Genomic DNA, 18,478 nt, shown 5'->3' with positions numbered 1-18,478 from the left:
ATCGGGGGCGGAAGCGAAGAAGCGCGGCCCCCCTGCGGGGTGGCCGCGCCTTGCCGGGAAGGATTGTACGGCACCGGCCCGGCCGCCGGTGTCGCCATGATCAGCGCTTGGCCAGCAACTGGTCCAGCACCCCGTTGGAACCGAAATGGTTCTTGGTGATGTCGCTCCAGGGACCCAGCACCTTGGTCGGATCGATCAGGCGCACCTTGGCGTAGCGGTCGGCCACGACCTTGGCGACGTCGGGGTGGTTGACCCGGTAGTTGAAGGTGGTCAGCAGCAGCTGGATCTCGCGGGTGTACTGGTAGTTCAGGTATTCGGTGGCGAGCTGGCGGGTGCCCTTCTCGTCCACGACCTTGTCCACCACGGCCACGGGGAACTCGGCCAGCACGGACACCGGCGGCACCACGACTTCATAGCCGCCCGCCTTGAATTCCTCGCCCTTGGCGATGTTGATCACTTCCGACTCGAAGGTCAGCAGCACGTCGCCCTGACCGTTCTGCGCGAACGCCACGGTCGCGCCGCGCCCGCCGGTGGGGAAGTTGACGACGTTGTGCAGGACCTTGCCGACGAACTGCTTGATCTTCTCCTGGTCGCCGCCGAACTTCTCGTTGGCGTACAGCCAGGCGCCCAGGTAGGTGTAGCGCGCGTTGCCCGAGGTCTTGGGGTTGGGGAACACCAGCTTCACGTCATCGCGCGCCAGGTCGTCCCAGTTCTTGACGTTCTTGGGATTGCCCTTGCGCACCAGAAAGGCGATGGTGCTGTAGTACGGCGAACTGTTGTTCGGAAAGGCCTTCTGCCAGTCCTTGCGCAGCAATCCGCGCTGGGCCAGGATGTCGACGTCGGGAACCTGGTTGAAGGTCACGACGTCGACCTTCTTGCCCTGGATGATGTCCTGCGCCTGACGCGAGGTGCCGGCGAACGACTGGTCGATCTTGACGTCGTGGCCGTTCTTGGCCTTCCAGTACGCCTGGAACTTGGGATTGACCGCGGCGAACACCTCGCGGGCAACGTCGTACGAGGCGTTCAGCAGCGGCTTGTCCTGGGCTTGCGCCGTCCCCGTCACTGCCGTGAGCAGCGCGGCCGACGTGGCCGCGAGCACGATGATCTTCTTGAACATGAAACGGCGTCCTTCTTCTGACTATGTGGATGCGAAAGACGTAAACGTAACAAATCCACATATGTCATCAAACCATATATTCATCATTTCTTTATTCTTGTGAGAAATATATGGCGAACGCAGGCGGGCGGCGACTGCCGCCCGGCCGGTCAGACCGCGGCTTCGCCGGTCTCGCCGGTGCGGATGCGGATGACCTGCTCGACGGGCGTGACGAAGATCTTGCCGTCGCCGATCTTGCCCGTGCGCGCCACGCGGATGATGGCCTCCACGGCCTGGTCGACCAGTTCGTCGGCGATCACCAGCTCGATGCGGATCTTGGGCAGGAAGTCCACCACGTATTCGGCGCCGCGATAGAGTTCGGTATGCCCCTTCTGGCGGCCGAAGCCCTTGACTTCCGTCACGGTCAGACCATTGACGCCGACCTGGGCCAGCGCTTCGCGGACCTCGTCGAGCTTGAACGGTTTGATGATGGCGGTGACTTGCTTCATGGCTGGACCTTTGTGGAAACGCTGGCGGAAATGGCGAAGATGCGATATGGGGGATTGTAGCCGGCCGGGCGCCCGCCCTCAGGCGTCCGGCGCGGAGTCGGGAATGTTCGCGAGGTCGGCCTTCCAGACGACTTCCTCGGAATCGCTGGGGGCGCGCCAGTCGCCGCGCGGCGACAGCGAGCCGCCCGAGCCGACCTTGGGCGCGTTGGGCACGCACGAACGCTTGAACTGGCTGGTCTTGAAGAACCGGTGCACGAAGATGCCCAGGTTGCGCTTGATGGCGGCCAGTTCGTACTGGTTGCGCGGCACGTGCGCTTCCTCGGGCCAGTCGCCGCGCTCGCGGTCGTGCCAGGCGGCCAGCGCCAGGAAAGCGACCTTCGAAGGCGCGAAGCCATAGCGCAGGATGTAGTACAGGTTGAAGTCCTGCAGTTCGTAGGGCCCGATGAACTGCTCGGTCCGCTGCGCCGGCGCGCCATCGGTCTTGCCCGGCACCAGCTCCGGGCTGATCTCGGTGCCCAGGATGTCCAGCAGCACCTGGCTGCCGTCGCCCACCTTGCCCGTCTCGGCCACCCAGCGCACCAGGTGGGTGATCAGGGTCTTGGGCACGCTGGCGTTGACGTTGTAGTGCGACATGTGGTCGCCCACGCCATAGGTGCACCAGCCCAGCGCCAGCTCGCTCAGGTCGCCGGTGCCGATCACGATGGCGTTGTGGAAATTGGCCAGCCGGAACAGGTGGCTGGTGCGCTCGCCGGCCTGCACGTTCTCGAAGGTGATGTCGTAGACCTCCTGGCCCGAGGCGTACGGGTGCCCGATGTCCTGGAGCATCTGCGTGCAGCTGGGCCGGATGTCGATCTCCATGGCCGTGCAGCCGACCACGCGCATCAGCGCGCGTGCCTGCTGCAGGGTACGCCCGCTGGTGGCGAAGCCCGGCATGGTCACGCCGATGATGTTCGCCCGCGGCAGGTTCAGGCGGTCCATGGCCTTGGCGCAGACCAGCAGCGCATGGGTCGAGTCCAGTCCCCCGGACACGCCGATCACCACCTTGTCCATGCCTATGGCCGACAGCCGCTGCACCAGCGCCTGGACCTGGATGTTGTAGACCTCGTCGCAGCGTTCGTCGCGGCGCCGGCGGTCGGCCGGCACGTAGGGGAAGCGCTCGACCCGGCGCCGCAGCGCCAGGGGCTGGTCCGCGGCCAGGCCGATCTCGAAGGAAACGGTCTGGAACCGCTCGGCCTCGGCCTTGTGGCGCAGCACCGACTGGCCGAACGTGGTCTGCCGCATGCGCTCGTGCGACAGGCGCTCGAGATCGACGTCGGCCAGGATCAGATGCGAGTCGTCCAGGAAACGACCGGACTCGGCCAGCAGCTCGCCGTTCTCGTAGATGATGGACTGGCCGTCCCAGGCCAGGTCGGTGGACGATTCGCCCCGGCCCGCCGACGTGTACAGGTAGGCGGCCAGGCAGCGCGCCGACTGCTGGCTGACCAGTTGGTGGCGGTATCCCGACTTGCCCACCACGATGTTCGACGCCGACAGGTTCACCAGCACGCTGGCCCCCGCCAGCGCCGCGAAGGACGACGGCGGGATCGGCACCCACACGTCCTCGCAGATTTCCACGTGAAAGCGCAGCCCCGGCACGTCGGCCACCTCGAACAGCTGGGCCGGCCCGAAAGGTGCCCGCTGGCCGGCCAGTTCGACCTGGGTGGCCACCGTGCAGTCGCCGGAGGTGAACTGGCGCGCTTCGTAGAACTCGCCGTAGTTGGGCAGGTAGGTCTTGGGCACGACGCCCAGGATGCGTCCCCGCGCCACCACCACGGCGCAGTTGAACAGGGAATGGTTCACCCTTAGGGGCAGCCCCACGATCAGCGCGGCGGACAGCCCGGCGGACCCGGCCACGATGTCGCCCAGCGCCTGTTCGCAGGCCTCCAGCAGCGCCCCCTGGTGGAACAGGTCGTCGCAGGTATAGGCGGAAAGGCCCAGTTCGGGAAACGCCACCAGCGCCGCTCCCTGCGCGACCGCCTGCCGCGCCAGGTCCAGCGTCTGCGCCGCGTTGAACGCGGGATCGGCCACCTTGCAGCGGGGCACGCCCACCGCCACCCGCGCGAATCCGTGCGCGTAGAGGTTGAAGAAATTGCCTTTCATCGTGTAAGTCAGTGCCGAGGAGTAGCTCACATCATAAGGCCGATGGCCCGCCGACGTCCCGGGCAGCCGCCCTGCCCCGTCAGTCGGCCGGCGCCTTGAAGGGTGTGTGCGACTCCAGCTCGTCCAGGTACCGGTTCATGCCGCGGGTCTCGCGATCCAGGAAATCGGCGATGGCGGCGGCGAAGCGTTCATCGGCCACCCAGTGCGCCGACCAGGTGGGCACCGGCAGCAGGCCGCGCGACATCTTGTGCACGCCCTGGGCGCCGCCCTCGAAATGGGCGATCCCGTGGGCGATGCAATAGTCGATCGCCTGCAGGTAGCAGGTCTCGAAGTGCAGGCCCGACACGAAGTCCACGCAGCCCCAGTAGCGGCCGTACAAGGTGTCGCCGGCGGCCACGTTCAGCGCGCAGGCGACCGGCTCGCCCTGCCGCTCGGCCATGACCAGCAGCAGCGCCTCGGGTATGGCCGCGTGCAGCGCCTCGAAAAAGGCCGGCTTCAGGTAGGGCGAGGACCAATGATTGGCATAGGTGGCGGCGTAGCAGCGGTAGAAGAAAGCCAGGTCGTCGGCGGAGATGGCCGCGCCGCGCAGGTGCCGGAAGCGTATGCCCGCCTGTTCGACCTTCTTGCGGTCCTGGCGGATCTTCTTGCGCTTGTCGTGGTTCATGGCGCCCAGGAAGGCGTCGAAGCTGGTGTAGCCGTCGTTGCGCCAGTGGAACTGGACCCCTTCGCGCAGCATGTAGCCGGCCTCGCGCAGCGCCCGCAGGTCTTCGTCGCGGGGAAACAGCACGTGCAGGGACGAGACGCCCGCCTGCCGCGCGACCTCGATCGCGGCGCGGGCCAGCAGCACACGGTCCTCGTGGGCCGCCGCCAGCAGTCGCGGACCGCCCACGGGGGTGAACGGCACGGCGCACAGCAGCTTGGGGTAGTACGGCAGGCCATGACGCTCGAAGGCTTCCGCCCAGGCCTGGTCGAACACGTATTCGCCCCGGGAATGGGACTTCACGTACAGCGGCATGGCGCCCACCAGTTCGCCCGCCCGCCGCAGCACCAGGCAGGTGGGCTGCCAGCCCGTGCGCCGGGCGGCGCAGCCGGTGGCCTGCAGCCCGTGCAGGTAGGCGTGCGCGACGAAGGGGTTGCCTGCGGCCAGGACATCCCAGGCGGCCGGATCGAGGGTGCCCAGGTCGTCGATCAATTCGACGGCGGTATCGGTCAAATCGCCTCCGGGGAAAGGAACTGGGCCGCCCGGCCTTGCGGCAGGCAGCGCCGCACCAGCGGCCAGCGCCGGCGCGCCACCGCGATACGGTCGGGCACGCCATGCAGCAGCAGTTCCCAGTAGGGATCGGCATCCCCCCCGGTAAGTTCCGGGGTGACCAGGCGCGCGCCGGCGATGGCCGAGCGGGCCACCAGCGCGTTGCGATGGGCCTGGACGAAGCGTTCGGGAAAGGCGCGCGACAGGTCGGCCAGCGCGCGATCGGTCAGGAATTCGCCCTGGCGGGTGCGCAGGCTGACGTATTTGCCGTCGGCGCGCAGGTAGAGCACCTCGTCCACCGGCACCGCCACCGTGCCCTCGCGTCCCTGGGCCATCAGGGCGTCGGGCGAGTACCCGGTGCCCAGCGCGCGCCGCAGCGCCTGCTCCAGCCGGTCGATACGTATGGGCGGCACCAGCCGGTCGGCCGCGCGCAGTTGCTCGGCCTGGGGGAGACTGTCGAGCGAGGGCAGCAGCAGCACCAATCGCGGGCCCGACCGTTCCCAGGCCCGGGCCAGCGCGTAGCCCTGGGCATCCGGCAGGTCCAGGTCGAGCAGCGCCACGCCAGGAGCCGGTTCGACCCGCCGCGCCTGGTCGGCGCCCACGGCGGGCGGCAGCAGATGCAGCGGCAAACGCCTGGCCAGCGTCCTGAGCTGCGCCGACAGGCGACGGCAGAACGCCGCGTCCCGCCCCACCACCAGCACCCCGGGCGAGCCCGTTCCCGATACAGTAACCGCCATAACCCGCTTTATAATCCGCGCCATGTCCAAATCGACCGACCCCCGCCCCCAAGACCAGTTCGCCAAGAAGGCCGAAGCCTGGTCAGCCCGGTTCTCCGAACCGGTGTCCGACCTCGTCAAACGGTACACCGCTTCGGTGGACTTCGACAAACGCCTGGCCAAGTTCGACATCCAGGGTTCGCTGGCGCATGCCGACATGCTGCACGCCGTCGGCATCCTGACCCAGCAGGACCTTGCCGACATCCGCCGCGGCATGGCCGCCATCGAAACCGAGATCGACGCCGGCCGCTTCGAATGGCTGCTCGACCTGGAAGACGTGCACCTGAACATCGAACGCCGCCTGACCGAGCTGGTGGGCGACGCCGGCAAGCGCCTGCACACGGGCCGCTCGCGCAACGACCAGGTCGCCACCGACATCCGGCTGTGGCTGCGCGCCGAGATCGACACGCTGACCGACCTGCTGCGCCAGCTGCGCCACGCGCTGGCCACGCTCGCGCTGCAGCACGCCGACACCATCCTGCCCGGCTTCACCCACCTGCAGGTCGCGCAGCCCGTCACCTTCGGCCACCACCTGCTGGCCTATGCCGAAATGTTCGGCCGCGACGCCGAGCGCCTGGCCGACTGCCGCAAGCGGGTCAACCGCCTGCCGCTGGGCGCCGCCGCGCTGGCCGGCACCTCCTACCCCATCGACCGCGAACGCGTGGCCCGCACGCTGGGCTTCGACGGCGTGTGCCGCAACTCGCTGGACGCCGTGTCCGACCGCGACTTCGCGATCGAGTTCTGCGCCGCCGGCGCGCTGGTCATGACGCACATCTCGCGCCTGTCGGAAGAGCTGGTGCTGTGGATGAGCCCGCGCGTGGGCTTCATCGACCTGGCCGACCGCTTCTGCACCGGCAGCTCCATCATGCCGCAGAAGAAGAACCCCGACGTGCCCGAACTGGCGCGCGGCAAGACCGGACGCGTGAACGGCCACCTGGTGGCACTGCTGACCCTGATGAAGGGCCAGCCCCTGGCCTACAACAAGGACAACCAGGAAGACAAGGAAGGACTGTTCGACACCGCCGACACCGTGCGCGACACCCTGCGCATCTTCGTCGACATGGCCGGCGGCATCCAGGTCAAGCCCGACGCCATGCGCGCCGCCGCGCTGCAAGGCTTCTCCACCGCCACCGACCTGGCCGACTACCTGGTCAAGAAGGGCGTGCCCTTCCGCGACGCGCACGAAGCGGTCGCGCTGGCCGTGCGTGCCTGCGTGGAACGCGGCTGCGACCTGGCCGACCTGTCGGTGGACGAGCTGCGCGCCTTCCATCCGCTGGTGGGCGAGGACATCCACGCGGTGCTAACGCTGGAAGGTTCCGTGGCGTCGCGCTCGCACATAGGCGGCACCGCTCCGGTGCGCGTGCGCGAGGAAGCGCAGCGCGTGCTGGACGAGACGCGCGGCTGACGCCCGCGGGGTGCGGCCCGCGCCGCATCCGCTTCATGGGCCGGTCCGCATCGGCATCGATACGCGGCGCCGGCCCGCTCGTTCCCCCTCCTTCCACCCCAGCCTCGCGGCTTCTCCGGCCGCCAGTTCCAGCACGCCCCACGCGCGCCGGCAGCAGGCTCCACGTCCCGGGCGCAATGCCGGCACGATGCGCAGCACCCGGCCCCGCTTGTCCACGAAAACGACGTCGATGGGCCAGGCCATGCCAATGGTGTGTATGGCCCGGCAAGGCACGATCCACAGAGCGTCGCCCGGCCCGGGCGGGGCCTGCCCCAGCCATCCCCGCAAACGGTCCAGGCACGTGGTCGCACGGCGCCAGCCCATGCCGCTACCCGCCCATGTCCATGAGCTTGACCGCGATCGGAAAGCCGATCACGACGAAGGAGCACGGGAAGATGCAGGCGATCAGCGGCAGCAGCATCTTGACCGGCGCCTCCAGCGCCAGGCGCTCGGCACGCAGGAAGCGTTCGGCGCGGCGTTGGTCGGACTGCGCGCGCAGGATGGGCGCGAGGTTCATGCCCAGCGCGTCGGCCTGGGCCAATGTGCCGGTCCAGGCGCGTATCTCGGGGATCTCCAGGCGTTCGGCCATGTCCTTGAGCGCGCGCGTGCGCGGTACGCCGGTACGCACGTCGCCCAGCACCCGGCGCAGTTCGTCGCGCAGCGGTCCGGGCGGCCCTTTCAGGACCGCCTGCTGCAAGGCCGCGCCCACATGCAGGCCGGCCTCGACGCACAGGGTCGTCATGTCGAGCACGAACGGCAAGGCCCGCAGGATGTCCCGCCGCCTGCCGCGCACGCGGTCGCGCAGCCAGAAACGCGGGTAGGCCGCGCCTGCCGCCGCGCCGGCCGCGCTCCATGCGGCCAGCGCGGCAACGCCGGTCCACGGCGCCGCCAGCAGCGCGGCGGCCAGCCCGCCGGCGCAGGCGCACAGCACCTGCGCCCCGAGGATGTGGATGGGCGCCAGGCCGTGACGCAAACCGGCCTGGACGAGTTGGGATTCGATGCGGCGCCGGCGCTGCCACGAGAGCCACGGCCGGCCGTAGTGGGCCGCCGCCGAGACCAGGGGCCAGGCCAGCCGGAACGCGCGCGGCGGCGCCTCGGCCGTCCGGTCCGGCAAGGCGGGCGGATCGATGACCAGCAGGCAGGCCAGGGCCGCGAGCGCCGCCACGGCCACGCCGATCAGCAGCGCGGTCATGTCCATGCCGACCTCGCGGCGGCCTCTTTGGCGAATTTCCACTTTCGCTTCATATGTCGATCCGGACGATGCGGGCGATCATCCACAACCCGAGGATGTCCAGCGCCGCGACCAGGGCCAGCACGGCCCATCCCTCGGGGGTGGTCCACAGACGCTCCATGGCCTCGGGCTCCAGGCGGTGCAGCGCGGCCAGCAACAGCCACGGCAGCACCCCCACCACCCTGGCCTGCAACCGGCCCTGGGCCGTCAGCGCCCGCACCCGCCCTTCCATGTGCAGCCGCGCGCGCACGGTCGTGCCTATCCGCTCCAGCGTCTCGGCCAGGTTGCCACCCGTGTCGGCGGCGATCCGCAGCGCCGAAGCGACCAGGCTGGCCGCCTCGGTGGGCATGCGCGCATGCAGGTTCGCCAGCGACTGGTCCATGCCGACACCGAAACGCTGCTCGCGCATCAGCAGCGTGAACTCCTGGGCCAGCGGCGCTTCGCCTTCGGCCGCGATCTGGCGCAGGCCGGCCTGCAGACTGGCGCCGGCGCGCAAGGCGCTGGCCAGGGCCAGCAGCGCGTCGGGCAGTTGCGCATCGAACCTGCGCATGCGGCGCGCGCGCAGGTGGCGGGCGGCCTGGCGCGGCAGCCACGCCCCGGCCGCCGCGCCGGCGGCGGCAAAGACCCAGCTTTGCGCGAACCATCCACAGGCGGCGGCCAGGAGGCCGATCACCGCCACGTGCGCCACCCACAGCTGGTTCACATCGACGAACAGGAAGAACTCGCTCATGCGGACGCGCGCAGTCTCGGTGAACACCGCCCGATAGCGGGCAAGGCTGTCGCGCACCAGCCCGCAGGCGATCCAGACCAGCAGCGATACGCAGACCACTACCGCGCCGGCGATGACCGCGTCGATGGCGTTCATGCAAGGCTCCGGGGCCGATCCGGCGCCGGCGTGCGCTCGCAGAACCATTGCGGCGAAATGGCGACGCCCCCGGCCCGCCATTCGTCCAGGAAACTGGGCATCAGTTCGCAGCCCTGGAAGTACCCTGCGCCGTCGGACGCGCCGGCATCCGGCCGCTCGAAGCGGAACAGCTCCTGCAACTGGATGCGGCCGCTCTCGATGCCGCTGACCTCGACGATGGCGGTCACCCGCCGCTGCCCTGCGGCGCTGCGGCCCTGCTGGACCACGATGTCGATCGCCGAGGCGATCTGCTCGCGTATGGCCCCCAGCGGCAGGTCCATGCCCGCCATCAGCACCAGGGTCTCGAGCCGCGACATCGCGTCGCGCGGCGTATTGGCGTGGAGCGTGGTCAACGAACCCTCGTGGCCGGTGTTCATCGCCTGCAGCATGTCCAGAGCTTCAGCGCCCCGGCACTCGCCCACGACGATGCGATCCGGCCGCATGCGCAGCGCATTGCGCACCAGGTCGCGGATGGACACCGCGCCCCGGCCTTCCAGGTTGGACGGCCGCGCCTCCAGCGCGACCAGATGCTCGTGCGCCAGGCGCAGTTCGGCGGCATCCTCGATGGTGATGACGCGCTCGGCAGGCGGAATGAAATTCGACAGGATGTTGAGCAGGGTCGTCTTGCCCGAACCGGTCCCGCCCGAGACGACGACGTTCTTGCGCCGCTCCACGCACAGCCGCAGAAACCCCGCCATGTGCGCATCCAGCGACCCGCCGTCCACCAGGTCCGACATCCGCAGGCGGCGGGTGGGAAACTTGCGAATGGTCAGGGCCGGCCCCTTGAGCGCCAGCGGCGCAATGATGGCATTCACCCGCGAACCGTCGCGCAGCCGGGCATCGACCATGGGCGAACTCTCGTCGATGCGGCGGCCCAGCGGCGAAACGATGCGCTCGATCACGCCCAGGACCGACTGATCGCTGCTGAACACCGCCGGATGCCGGCGCAGGACGCCGCCGCGTTCGACATACAGCTCATCGTGCCGGTTGACCATGATCTCGGAAATGTCCGGATCGGCCAGCAAGGACTCCAGCGGCCCCAGCCCGACCGCCTCGTCCACGACCTGCCGGCGCAGCGCGCCGCGGTCCAGGTCCGGGGGAATCTCGCCGTGGGCCTCCAGCACCAGCGCCTCCAGCAGCCGGTCGGCCTCCTGCCGCAAGGCCGCATCGCTCATGGCGGACACGTCCCGGCGACGCAGGTCCAGGGCCTCCAGCAGGCGCGCGTGCAGCCGGCGCCGCCATTCGACCATCGCCGCCTCACGGGCGTGGACCTCCGTGGGCCGCACGGCCGGCATGCCCGCCGACACGGGGGCGGGCGGCCCGCCTTCCCGCAAGGCATCGTGCCCCAGGGGATCCACGGCCCGCACGCGCAGCATCACGGCGCCGACGACGATCTCGTCCTCGGGCAACAGCGGTCCGTATTGCAGGATGCGGCGGCCGTTGACCAAGGTGCCGCCCAGCGACCCCAGGTCTTCCACGAACACCCCTTCGGCCCGCTCGTCCAGCCGGGCATGCCGGCGCGCGACCCGCCAGTGGCGCAGGCGGATCTCGCATCCGTCCCCGCGCCCGATCACCGCGGGCGGCGCCACGCTCAGCGAGGTCCCATGGTCCTCGTCGGTCAGGATTTCCACGTCCAGCATCATTGCTCCATGAAAGATGGGTCGGGCCGCACGGGCACGTTCAGCCGTTCCGGCCCGAAGGTCTCGTCCAGCACCCGCCGTCCTCGGTCGATGCGTTCCAGCAGATCGGGATTGCGCTGGGTGACGACGGTCGGGGTCACGAAGATGGCCAGTTCGGTCTCGCGCCGCTGGAACCTGCGCGACCCGAACAGCGGCCCGAGGATGGGCAGGCTGGACAGGCCGGGCAGGCCGTCCAGGTCCTGGGACTGCTCGCGCGACAGGAAGCCGCTCAGGACCAGCGTCTCGCCCGAGCGCACGTTGAATTCCGTGGCGGTCCTGCGCACCTTGAGCGCGGGGCCGCCCGTGGCCATCACGGAGGGATCCACGGCGCTGACCTCGACGTCGATCACGGACCGCACCGTGCCGCCGGCATCGACCCGGGGCGCGATCTGCAAGGTGACGCCGTAGGGCTTGAAGGTGGTGTTCGACGCGCCGTTCCTGTCCACCGTCGCGTAGGGCACTTCGCCGCCAGCAAGGAAACGCGCGGTGGAACCGCTGCGCGCCGACAATTGCGGCTGGGCCAGGATGACCGCCTCGCCGCTCTGGGCCATGGCCTGGATGCGCGCCGACAGCAAGGCGTTCATGCCCAGGTATCCCGCCGGGGACGTGGCCGGGAACGGCAGCGCGATGGGGCCGTCTCCGGGACGCTGCGCGGCGTCGCCAGCGGCCGCTCTCAAGGGCCGCCCCACGGCGGCGTCCCAGGCCAGCCCCGCGTTCAGGCCCCCGGTGCTCGCGCCGCCCCAGCGCACGCCCAGTTCGCGCAGCCGCGAGCGCGGCATCTCGACCACCTTGACGTCCATCATCACCATGCGTTCCCAGCCGAGCCGCCCGGTGAAATCGACGACCTGCGGATAGCGGCGGGCCAGCAGCGCGATGCGCGCCTGGTCCGCGTCGCTCAGGTCGTCGCCTTCCACGATGACCTTGTCGCCGACGAGCCGGCTGCGCACCGAAGGCATGGTGGCGAGAAAGGCTTCGATCTCGCGCTGCACCCGCGAGGACTGGCCCGGCACCACGGTGATGCGCATGCGCCGCATCGCGCCGTCGCGGTCCCAGATGACCAGCGACGACGTGCCCGCCGCGTTGGCGAATACCACCACCTCCCGGTCGTCGGCCGTGGCGGCGTTGATGACGCGGCCGTTGCCCACGGCTACCCGCGCCACGACCGGCGCCGGAAACACCTGGGTCTCGCCGATGTACATCTCGACGTCCGGGAGATCCAGCCCGGCGGGGAAGGCCGGTGCCGGCGTGGACACCGCCTCCTGCTCGAGCCAGGCAGGCCAGTCGGCGGAGGACGGCTCGGCCGCCCGCGCCCCACCCCCCGGAAGGGCACACGCCATGCCGAGGCCGCCCAACAGGAGTTGCCTCACCAAGGCGGCCCTCATGGCTGGACTCCCTGCTCCGCCCCGGTTTCCGCCAAGCCCGGAATGCGGCGCGGCGCCCGGTCCCCATAGATGATCGTCGCGCCCGCGTGCCTGCGCGGCTGGGGCGGCTCGCCTTCTCCCAGCCCCAGCAAGGACGCCAGCCCGCCCGTCACGCGTCCGGGAGCCGGGCTGCCATCCCCCGGACGGCGCAGCATGGCGGTCAGGACACCGCCATCGCGGGCGATGATGAGCTTGACCGCCTCTTCCGGCGCCGCATCCAGCGTTACGGTGGAAAACGCGCCGCGCGGCGCCTCGCCCCCAGCGCCCGGCATCTCGGTCTGGCGCCCCGTGGCCAGCACGCGCATCCGTTGCAGCAGGGGCATGGTGGTCCGCTTTCCGCGATGGTCGAAAGACACGTACAGGTCGATGAGGTCTCCGGGTCGCACCAGGCCCGACACCGAACTGATCTCATCCACCGGTATGGTCACCGCCCGGCGCCCCTCGCTCAGGCGCTCGGCCAGCGGGGCCTCCCGCACCGCCTCCAGGTGCAGGGACAGCAGGGGTTCGCCGGCCCGCACCGGATGGGCCAGCACCCCTCCGTCGAAGTCGCCGAACCGGTCGGGATCGATGGCGCCGGACGGCGCCCACTCGGCCGGGATCTCGCGCACCGCCGCCAGGTCCGCCGACAGGCGCTGGCCGGCATGCAGATCGGCCGCGGCCACCACCACCGCGATCCGCGCCGTGCGCGCCTCGGCCTCGATGGCATCGATGCGCCCCTGGATCTGGCGCTGGCCGAGCCATGCGGCCAGGCCTCCGGCGGCCAGCGCCACGGCCAGCACCCACCATTTCCGATCCACGCGCAAACGGGGCAGGCGCGGCATCATAGCGGCAGGGCCAGCGAACCGGCGAAACGCTGATGGAAACCGCGCAAGGCGTCGAGCAGCCACGCCAGCAGTCCGCCTCCTTCGCCGAACCAGCCCGCGCCGGCCACACCAGCCAGCAGCATGGCCACGACGAGATATTCCGCCGCGGACTGCCCGCGCTGCCTGCGCGCGCTCCGCATCCTGCCGGCCACGATCATGCTTCTTCGCTCCTTCATTCGTCCGCCTCGATCTCGACCGCCAGCAGGCCGCTGCCCTGCTCCCGTGGCACCACCACGAGCTGCAATATCCGCCGCGCGCGATGCCACTCCATCAAGCCGCCACCGGCCCCGGCACGCCACCCGAGCGCGGTCAACCGGGCTTGCAGCAACCGGGAGAAGGTCGCGGTATCGGCCGCATGGGCGTAGAGCTGGTGGGCCACCTTCCCCCGTTCGTCCCGGGTCTGCAAATCGAGCAGCAGCGTCGCGCCCGGCGGCGTCCATTCGGCGGGCAAGGCGCGCGTACCCACGCTGGCATCGAGGCCGACGGCCAGGACGCCCTGCGTCACCCCGGGCCTGGACTGGCGAAGCTGCATCAGCCAGGGACGGCCGTCCCGGACGCCGCTCAGCATCACGCCATCGGGCAAGGGCAGCAGCCAGGGATCCAGCCCCGGCTGCCTGGCCACGCCGCCGGCGACCTCGATCGGCGGTTGCCGGACCTCGAACAAGCGGATGTCCATGCGCACGCCGTTCACGCGCACGCGGCCTCCCCAGCCCCGGTCCACGGCACCGGGCGGCATGCTGGGCTGGGCCGCCGCCGCGTGGCTCCATAGCAGGCCCATGGCAAGCACGACGCAGCCGCGCACCGGCGCGCGGCACCATCCCCTTTCCTTCATCGCGCGCCTCCCGCAAGATGCGCCGGCAGCAGCCCCTTCCAGGCCGAGAGCCAATCGAACTGCGGAGGCGGGCGGCCCCAGGGCCGGTCGACGCGCGACAGCACCGACAAGGCCCGGCCCGCCCGCTCCGTACGCTGCGCGGCGTCGCTCCATGCCCGGGGCGCGCCGGCGATGCGCGCCTGGGCATCCCCGTCGTCGCGGGCGTGGCCGGCATCCACCAGGATCACGAACCGGCTGGACAGCGGTGCCACGGTTCGCCACCCGCCCAGCCTGGCCACCGGCGCGAGATCGGGTCGCACCGACACCCGCCCCGCCACCAGCCCCGGATGCGCAGGCAGCAATTCCCCCCTGAGCATGCGCGCGGGCTCGGTATTGCCCCCAGGCTGTGCCTGCTCGGGCAACCGGCCGGCCTCCTGCCGGACCTGCATGGAAAACCGCCCGGGCTGGTCCGGCAGCAAGGCGGAACCATCGTGGTTGCGCCAGCGATGGCGCGCCGGCTGGAAGAAATAGGCGTGCGTGCGCTCGCGGACGTCCTGCGGCGCCTCCTGCACCACCGCGAAGGCAAGGTGGCGTCCCGCGAATTCGGTCTGCAGCGCGAGGTCCTGCAATCGCCCCAAGGCCGAACCCAGCACCCACAATGCCCCGAACGCCCCCAGCGCGAGCAGGGCCTCGGCCATGGCCTGCCCGCGCTGGCGCCCCATGCGCGCCATCACCATGCCACCCCCTGCCGGCGCCATGCCTGCTCGCGCTCCGCCGCCGCGACGGGGCTCAGGCTGGCTTGCCAGTAAGGCATGAACAGGTTGGGCCGCTCCGCGTTCCCATCGGCGCGCCCCACGGGCCGGCGATAGTAGGTCGACGCGGCACTGACCGCGGCCAACCCGCCCGCGCCCAGCCCGGCGCCGAACGCCAGCCGACCCGTTCCGCCTCGTGGGCCCGCGGCATCCGTTGTCCGCATGGCCGCCGCGGCGCGGGTGGCCCTGACCGCGAAGCGCAGGGTCGGATCTGCGGCCCGCTTGCCGGCGATCCCGGCGTACGGCGGCAACCCCCTGCCCTGCCACGCCACGCCCTGCGACAACGCGAACGAATTACCAAGCGGATTGGCCGTGCCATCCAGCAGGTTCCAGTCGGTATGCGCACCCACCCAGCGCCAGAAATCCTGGTCGGAGAAGTCCTCGGGAGGTTCGTCGATGTGCGGCAGATCATCGTCCGCCAGCGCGGCATCGCTCTTGGCGCTGCCCCAGCCCATGGGATATTCGCGGTAATAGCAGCCTATCCATCGATTCGATCGCAGCGCGTGGAAGGACAGCGTGTCGACCGACCGCCAGGCATCCAGTCCCATGAGCGAGGTCGCGCCACGGCGCCGCAGCTCGTGCCGCAGCCAGGGACACCGCCACTCCGTTGGCAACAAACTGCGACGATCGTGATCGCGCGGCGCAAGAAAGCCGTAATGCGCGTTGGCCTCTTCCACCATGTCCTTGAGCCGGCCCCGGGCCTCGCCGCCGTGCCGGACCACGAATCCCGGCAGCGTATCGGCCAGCAGGGCCGCGTCCAGACGCGTCGCGCCGTCGTCATAGTGGGCGGCCAGCACCGCCTGCATCGTCCGCATGCGGGCATCGGCCAGCGATTGCTGCACGGCCGCCTGGGCCCGCACCAGGACGTCGTGCACGACGCGATCATGTTCGGCGAAGGCCCGCGCCAGCGCGCCCTCACTCCAGTCGGCGGCGCTGCCCGCGCCGGCCGCTCCCGCTGCGCTGCGGTAGGCGCGGCCATGCGCGGCGCCGAACAAACCGCCGATCAGGCTGGCGGGCGGATTGGACGACGCCAGCCGGCGGGCCTGCGTATCGCCGAACCGGGCCCACGAGGCCAGCGTGATGGCATGCGCCATGCCCACCTGGTGAGCCACCAGCGCGCGATTGGCATAGGCAAGGAAATTCAGGCTCCGGGCCTGGACCAGCGCGCCGCTATAGGCCGCGGCGTCCAGCGCGCGGGCCAGCCGGACCTTCTCGCGCAGCAGTTGCCCGCCGTCGAAGAGCTGCACCAGCCCTGCCGCCACGGCGGCGAGCAGCGCCACCGCCAGCACCAGGGCCTGTCCGGCCTGCGAGCGATACGGGGCGCGCATCTAGTTCCCGCCAGCCTGGGCGGCATTGCCGGTGAAGGACTTGAGCGAGCGCGCGGAAGTCTGGGACCGGGCCCCCTTGGCCGCGGTCTGCGCGGCGCGCGACTCGGTCGAACCGTCCTCGCCCGCAAGTTCGCGCGCCATCGCGGCCGTCTGGGAACGGACCACCTGCCCGAACAACTGGTAGACGGCGATCGCGGCCACCGCCACAAGCGCGACGATGACGACGTACTCCACCATCGATTGGCCGCGCTGCCGACGGCGCCGGGCGGAGAAAACATGAAGAGACATGGGCGGGACTCCACCCCCGCGCGCCGGGCGCCGTGCCCGGCCGTCCGCGAGGGTGCCGCCAGTTTCCGGGGGCGGCCTCGCACCGGCAATGCGAGGATCCCGCGACGGACAGGAAGGTCATCCCCGTCCGCCGACCCGGCACCGCTATAGATTGAGCTTGGAAATCTTGGTGCCTTCCACCGTCAGGCCGGCCATCAGGCCCGCGTTGGTCAGCGCGAAGGCCACGACCGGAGCCCGGGCGGTATTGGTGTCGACGGCGGCATTGACGCCCGCCTTGACCACCGCCACCGATCCGTCCACGCCGGCAGTCCAGCCGTTGCTGGACTTGAAGCGGTCGAGCTCGGCCTGGTTCATGAACATGAACACCAGGGCCTTGGACTGCGCGCCGGCCTGGAAGCCGAACGAACCGCTGGCCGTGCTGTAGTAGCCGGTGGTTCGCCCGCCTTCGCGCAGCGCGCCTTCGCCGTACTCGCCGCCGACGATGAAGCCGGCATTGATCACGCTGGGGAAGACCAGGATGCCACGGGCCTTGTTGCCCAGTTCGCGCGAACCGCTGACCGTGGAGTACAGCCGGTTCAGCGTTTCGTTGGTCCCGGAGTCGATCCGGCTGCGCTTGGCGGCGGGCGAGCTGTCGCCGCTCTTGTTGGGATCGGTCGTGGTGCAACCCGCGGCGACCAGCAGGCCTGCGGTGGCGGTGGCGTAGAGGAACTGACGACGTTTCATGCTCTCTCTCCTTGAGTGGGCTTGCCGGCAGGCAGCTTCCGAGGAAGGGGCGTGGCCCGCCGCGGCAAGCACAGCCATTCTGCCGGATATACGTCAAAACAGCGAATGCAAACGTAACCGGGTTGTTGCCGCCAGCCGTCGCCCCCGCACGCGCCCCGGGGAAGGACGGACAACCACCAAGTATGCGAAGATCGGGGCGTAACGATCACACAGGACGTCCGCCCTCCCAGGCGAGCCCCGCCCATGTCCGGATTCGACGTGCAAGACCTGGAGTTCCCCGCCTTCGACGGCCAGGCACTGCCGGGGCGCCTGTACCGTCCCCGCTGCCACGCTCCCGTCCCCCTGCTGGTCGACGTGCACGGCGGCGCTTGGATCCGGGGCAACCGCCTGAACAACGCCTCCATGCACGAGGCGCTGGCCGACGAGGGCATCGCCACCTTCGCGCTGGATTTCCGCATGCCGCCGCAGGCCGGGGCCGGAACCACCTTCGCCGACGTCCATGCCGGCCTGGCCTGGGCCCGCCGGCACGCGGACGAGCTGGGCAGCCGTTCCGGATGGGTGGGCGGCCTGGGCACGTCCAGCGGCGGCCATCTGCTGATGCTGAACGCGCTGCTGGGGGGCGCCCCCGGTGCGGCGGCGGATCCCGAGCCCCTGGTCGGCTACGCGGTGGCCTGCTGGCCCATCCTGGATCCGCTGGCGCGCTACCGGATGGCCCGCGAACGCCGTCTCGCGCCGCTGCTGGACGCGCACCACGCGTTCTGGCCGGACGAAGCCGCCATGGAACGGGACAATCCCCGGTCGATCGTGGAACGCGGCGACGCCCGCCACCTGCCGCCCGTACTGCTGATACAGGGCACCGCCGACGCCAACGTCGACCATTTCCGCGCCGATGCCTTCGGTGAACAGTACCGGCGGGCCGGCGGCGCGATCGACGTCCTGAAATACGACGACGAACCCCACATGTTCATCACCGTCGAACCGGATTCCCCCGCGTCCCTGCATGCCATGGACCGGATCCGGCACTTCGTGCGCAGCCAGTGCCGCGCCGCCGGCTGAGAACCGCGGCGGGGAATGTAAACCGTAAACCATCCTCAAAACGTACAAAATGTTGCGTTTCCCGGTCACATGGAAGGGCTAACATCAGCCAGGCTAAAGCGTCGTGAATACATAACGACGCCCCTGCCCAGTCCACTCCAGGAGGTCAA

19 protein-coding genes are annotated in these 18,478 nt (G+C 70.2%); 2 read left to right on the top strand and 17 right to left on the bottom strand.

Annotation, left to right across the window (positions count from 1 at the left end):
- Positions 1 to 100 precede the first annotated feature (100 nt).
- The 5 genes from cysP to WKR98_RS13125 form a co-directional block, all read right to left on the bottom strand.
- Positions 101 to 1,117, bottom strand: coding sequence for a thiosulfate ABC transporter substrate-binding protein CysP (gene cysP, locus WKR98_RS13145; protein ID WP_124688499.1), 1,017 nt, complete (start codon positions 1,115 to 1,117; stop codon positions 101 to 103).
- 149 nt (positions 1,118 to 1,266) lie between these two features.
- Positions 1,267 to 1,605 carry a P-II family nitrogen regulator gene (locus tag WKR98_RS13140; RefSeq protein WP_124688498.1) on the bottom strand — a complete coding sequence of 113 codons (339 nt, stop codon included), beginning with the start codon at positions 1,603 to 1,605 and terminating at the stop codon, positions 1,267 to 1,269.
- A gap of 78 nt (positions 1,606 to 1,683) precedes the next feature.
- Complete coding sequence (locus WKR98_RS13135) at positions 1,684 to 3,744, bottom strand: NAD(+) synthase (protein WP_124688497.1); 2,061 nt, start codon at positions 3,742 to 3,744, stop codon at positions 1,684 to 1,686.
- A 79-nt stretch (positions 3,745 to 3,823) separates the two neighbouring features.
- The gene (locus WKR98_RS13130; RefSeq protein ID WP_341433522.1) at positions 3,824 to 4,957 is read right to left on the bottom strand and encodes a GNAT family N-acetyltransferase; all 1,134 of its coding nucleotides are present in this window, start codon (positions 4,955 to 4,957) and stop codon (positions 3,824 to 3,826) included.
- Positions 4,954 to 5,730, bottom strand: a complete 777-nt coding sequence (locus WKR98_RS13125) for a LytTR family transcriptional regulator DNA-binding domain-containing protein (protein ID WP_161567736.1) — start codon at positions 5,728 to 5,730, stop codon at positions 4,954 to 4,956. The genes WKR98_RS13130 and WKR98_RS13125 overlap by 4 nt, the downstream gene beginning before the upstream one ends.
- A gap of 22 nt (positions 5,731 to 5,752) precedes the next feature.
- On the opposite strand from WKR98_RS13125, the gene argH reads away from it, so the two are divergent.
- On the top strand, positions 5,753 to 7,174 hold the full coding sequence (gene argH / locus WKR98_RS13120; protein WP_124688494.1) for an argininosuccinate lyase: 1,422 nt from the start codon (positions 5,753 to 5,755) through the stop codon (positions 7,172 to 7,174).
- A 33-nt stretch (positions 7,175 to 7,207) separates the two neighbouring features.
- On the opposite strand, the gene WKR98_RS13115 is transcribed toward argH, so the two are convergent.
- The 12 genes from WKR98_RS13115 to WKR98_RS13060 all read right to left on the bottom strand — a co-directional run bounded on the left by WKR98_RS13115 (position 7,208) and on the right by WKR98_RS13060 (position 17,273).
- Positions 7,208 to 7,537: a DUF192 domain-containing protein gene (locus tag WKR98_RS13115; protein ID WP_341433519.1), complete on the bottom strand. Its 330-nt coding sequence runs from the start codon at positions 7,535 to 7,537 to the stop codon at positions 7,208 to 7,210.
- A 4-nt stretch (positions 7,538 to 7,541) separates the two neighbouring features.
- A complete protein-coding gene (locus WKR98_RS13110) occupies positions 7,542 to 8,411 on the bottom strand; it encodes a type II secretion system F family protein (RefSeq protein ID WP_341433518.1) in 870 nt (289 codons plus the stop codon).
- Positions 8,412 to 8,454: 43 nt separating this feature from the next.
- Complete coding sequence (locus tag WKR98_RS13105) at positions 8,455 to 9,309, bottom strand: type II secretion system F family protein (protein WP_341433516.1); 855 nt, start codon at positions 9,307 to 9,309, stop codon at positions 8,455 to 8,457.
- Positions 9,306 to 10,988 carry an ATPase, T2SS/T4P/T4SS family gene (locus WKR98_RS13100; protein ID WP_341433515.1) on the bottom strand — a complete coding sequence of 561 codons (1,683 nt, stop codon included), beginning with the start codon at positions 10,986 to 10,988 and terminating at the stop codon, positions 9,306 to 9,308. Before WKR98_RS13100 ends, WKR98_RS13105 begins: the two co-directional genes overlap by 4 nt.
- Complete coding sequence (locus WKR98_RS13095; protein ID WP_341433513.1) at positions 10,988 to 12,409, bottom strand: type II and III secretion system protein family protein; 1,422 nt, start codon at positions 12,407 to 12,409, stop codon at positions 10,988 to 10,990. Before WKR98_RS13095 ends, WKR98_RS13100 begins: the two co-directional genes overlap by 1 nt.
- Positions 12,406 to 13,245, bottom strand: a complete 840-nt coding sequence (gene cpaB, locus WKR98_RS13090) for a Flp pilus assembly protein CpaB (RefSeq protein ID WP_341433511.1) — start codon at positions 13,243 to 13,245, stop codon at positions 12,406 to 12,408. The genes WKR98_RS13095 and cpaB overlap by 4 nt, the downstream gene beginning before the upstream one ends.
- Positions 13,246 to 13,268: 23 nt before the next feature.
- The gene (locus WKR98_RS13085; protein WP_341433509.1) at positions 13,269 to 13,487 is read right to left on the bottom strand and encodes a hypothetical protein; all 219 of its coding nucleotides are present in this window, start codon (positions 13,485 to 13,487) and stop codon (positions 13,269 to 13,271) included.
- Positions 13,484 to 14,143, bottom strand: coding sequence for a hypothetical protein (locus WKR98_RS13080; RefSeq protein WP_124688489.1), 660 nt, complete (start codon positions 14,141 to 14,143; stop codon positions 13,484 to 13,486). The genes WKR98_RS13085 and WKR98_RS13080 overlap by 4 nt, the downstream gene beginning before the upstream one ends.
- A complete protein-coding gene (locus WKR98_RS13075) occupies positions 14,140 to 14,880 on the bottom strand; it encodes a hypothetical protein (RefSeq protein WP_124688488.1) in 741 nt (246 codons plus the stop codon). Before WKR98_RS13075 ends, WKR98_RS13080 begins: the two co-directional genes overlap by 4 nt.
- Positions 14,853 to 16,262 (bottom strand): hypothetical protein, encoded by a 1,410-nt coding sequence (locus WKR98_RS13070; protein WP_341433506.1) that lies wholly within the window; start codon positions 16,260 to 16,262, stop codon positions 14,853 to 14,855. Before WKR98_RS13070 ends, WKR98_RS13075 begins: the two co-directional genes overlap by 28 nt.
- Positions 16,263 to 16,550, bottom strand: coding sequence for a hypothetical protein (locus tag WKR98_RS13065; RefSeq protein WP_341433504.1), 288 nt, complete (start codon positions 16,548 to 16,550; stop codon positions 16,263 to 16,265).
- Positions 16,551 to 16,694: 144 nt separating this feature from the next.
- Complete coding sequence (locus WKR98_RS13060) at positions 16,695 to 17,273, bottom strand: BPSL1445 family SYLF domain-containing lipoprotein (RefSeq protein WP_341433502.1); 579 nt, start codon at positions 17,271 to 17,273, stop codon at positions 16,695 to 16,697.
- 243 nt (positions 17,274 to 17,516) lie between these two features.
- On the opposite strand from WKR98_RS13060, the gene WKR98_RS13055 reads away from it, so the two are divergent.
- Positions 17,517 to 18,329, top strand: coding sequence for an alpha/beta hydrolase (locus tag WKR98_RS13055; protein ID WP_341433500.1), 813 nt, complete (start codon positions 17,517 to 17,519; stop codon positions 18,327 to 18,329).
- Positions 18,330 to 18,478: the final 149 nt, after the last annotated feature.

The sequence above is a fragment of the Pigmentiphaga sp. YJ18 genome (genome assembly GCF_038066655.1).
Classification (GTDB): domain Bacteria; phylum Pseudomonadota; class Gammaproteobacteria; order Burkholderiales; family Burkholderiaceae_B; genus Pigmentiphaga.
The sequence above is the reverse complement of the archived record's forward strand: the minus strand, read 5'-3'. Positions and strand labels throughout refer to the sequence as shown.

Bases quoted from the DNA above. Each gene is read 5' to 3' on its own strand.
- WKR98_RS13055 (WP_341433500.1), top strand. From the start codon at position 17,517: ATGTCCGGATTCGACGTGCAAGACCTGGAGTTCCCCGCCTTCGACGGC.
- argH (WP_124688494.1), top strand. From the start codon at position 5,753: ATGTCCAAATCGACCGACCCCCGCCCCCAAGACCAGTTCGCCAAGAAG.
- WKR98_RS13075 (WP_124688488.1), bottom strand. From the start codon at position 14,880: ATGGCGCCGGCAGGGGGTGGCATGGTGATGGCGCGCATGGGGCGCCAG.
- WKR98_RS13115 (WP_341433519.1), bottom strand. From the start codon at position 7,537: ATGGGCTGGCGCCGTGCGACCACGTGCCTGGACCGTTTGCGGGGATGG.
- WKR98_RS13100 (WP_341433515.1), bottom strand. From the start codon at position 10,988: ATGCTGGACGTGGAAATCCTGACCGACGAGGACCATGGGACCTCGCTG.
- WKR98_RS13110 (WP_341433518.1), bottom strand. From the start codon at position 8,411: ATGGACATGACCGCGCTGCTGATCGGCGTGGCCGTGGCGGCGCTCGCG.
- WKR98_RS13135 (WP_124688497.1), bottom strand. From the start codon at position 3,744: ATGAAAGGCAATTTCTTCAACCTCTACGCGCACGGATTCGCGCGGGTG.
- WKR98_RS13085 (WP_341433509.1), bottom strand. From the start codon at position 13,487: ATGAAGGAGCGAAGAAGCATGATCGTGGCCGGCAGGATGCGGAGCGCG.
- WKR98_RS13105 (WP_341433516.1), bottom strand. From the start codon at position 9,309: ATGAACGCCATCGACGCGGTCATCGCCGGCGCGGTAGTGGTCTGCGTA.
- WKR98_RS13080 (WP_124688489.1), bottom strand. From the start codon at position 14,143: ATGAAGGAAAGGGGATGGTGCCGCGCGCCGGTGCGCGGCTGCGTCGTG.
- WKR98_RS13060 (WP_341433502.1), bottom strand. From the start codon at position 17,273: ATGAAACGTCGTCAGTTCCTCTACGCCACCGCCACCGCAGGCCTGCTG.
- WKR98_RS13125 (WP_161567736.1), bottom strand. From the start codon at position 5,730: ATGGCGGTTACTGTATCGGGAACGGGCTCGCCCGGGGTGCTGGTGGTG.
- WKR98_RS13065 (WP_341433504.1), bottom strand. From the start codon at position 16,550: ATGTCTCTTCATGTTTTCTCCGCCCGGCGCCGTCGGCAGCGCGGCCAA.
- cysP (WP_124688499.1), bottom strand. From the start codon at position 1,117: ATGTTCAAGAAGATCATCGTGCTCGCGGCCACGTCGGCCGCGCTGCTC.
- WKR98_RS13095 (WP_341433513.1), bottom strand. From the start codon at position 12,409: ATGAGGGCCGCCTTGGTGAGGCAACTCCTGTTGGGCGGCCTCGGCATG.
- WKR98_RS13070 (WP_341433506.1), bottom strand. From the start codon at position 16,262: ATGCGCGCCCCGTATCGCTCGCAGGCCGGACAGGCCCTGGTGCTGGCG.
- WKR98_RS13140 (WP_124688498.1), bottom strand. From the start codon at position 1,605: ATGAAGCAAGTCACCGCCATCATCAAACCGTTCAAGCTCGACGAGGTC.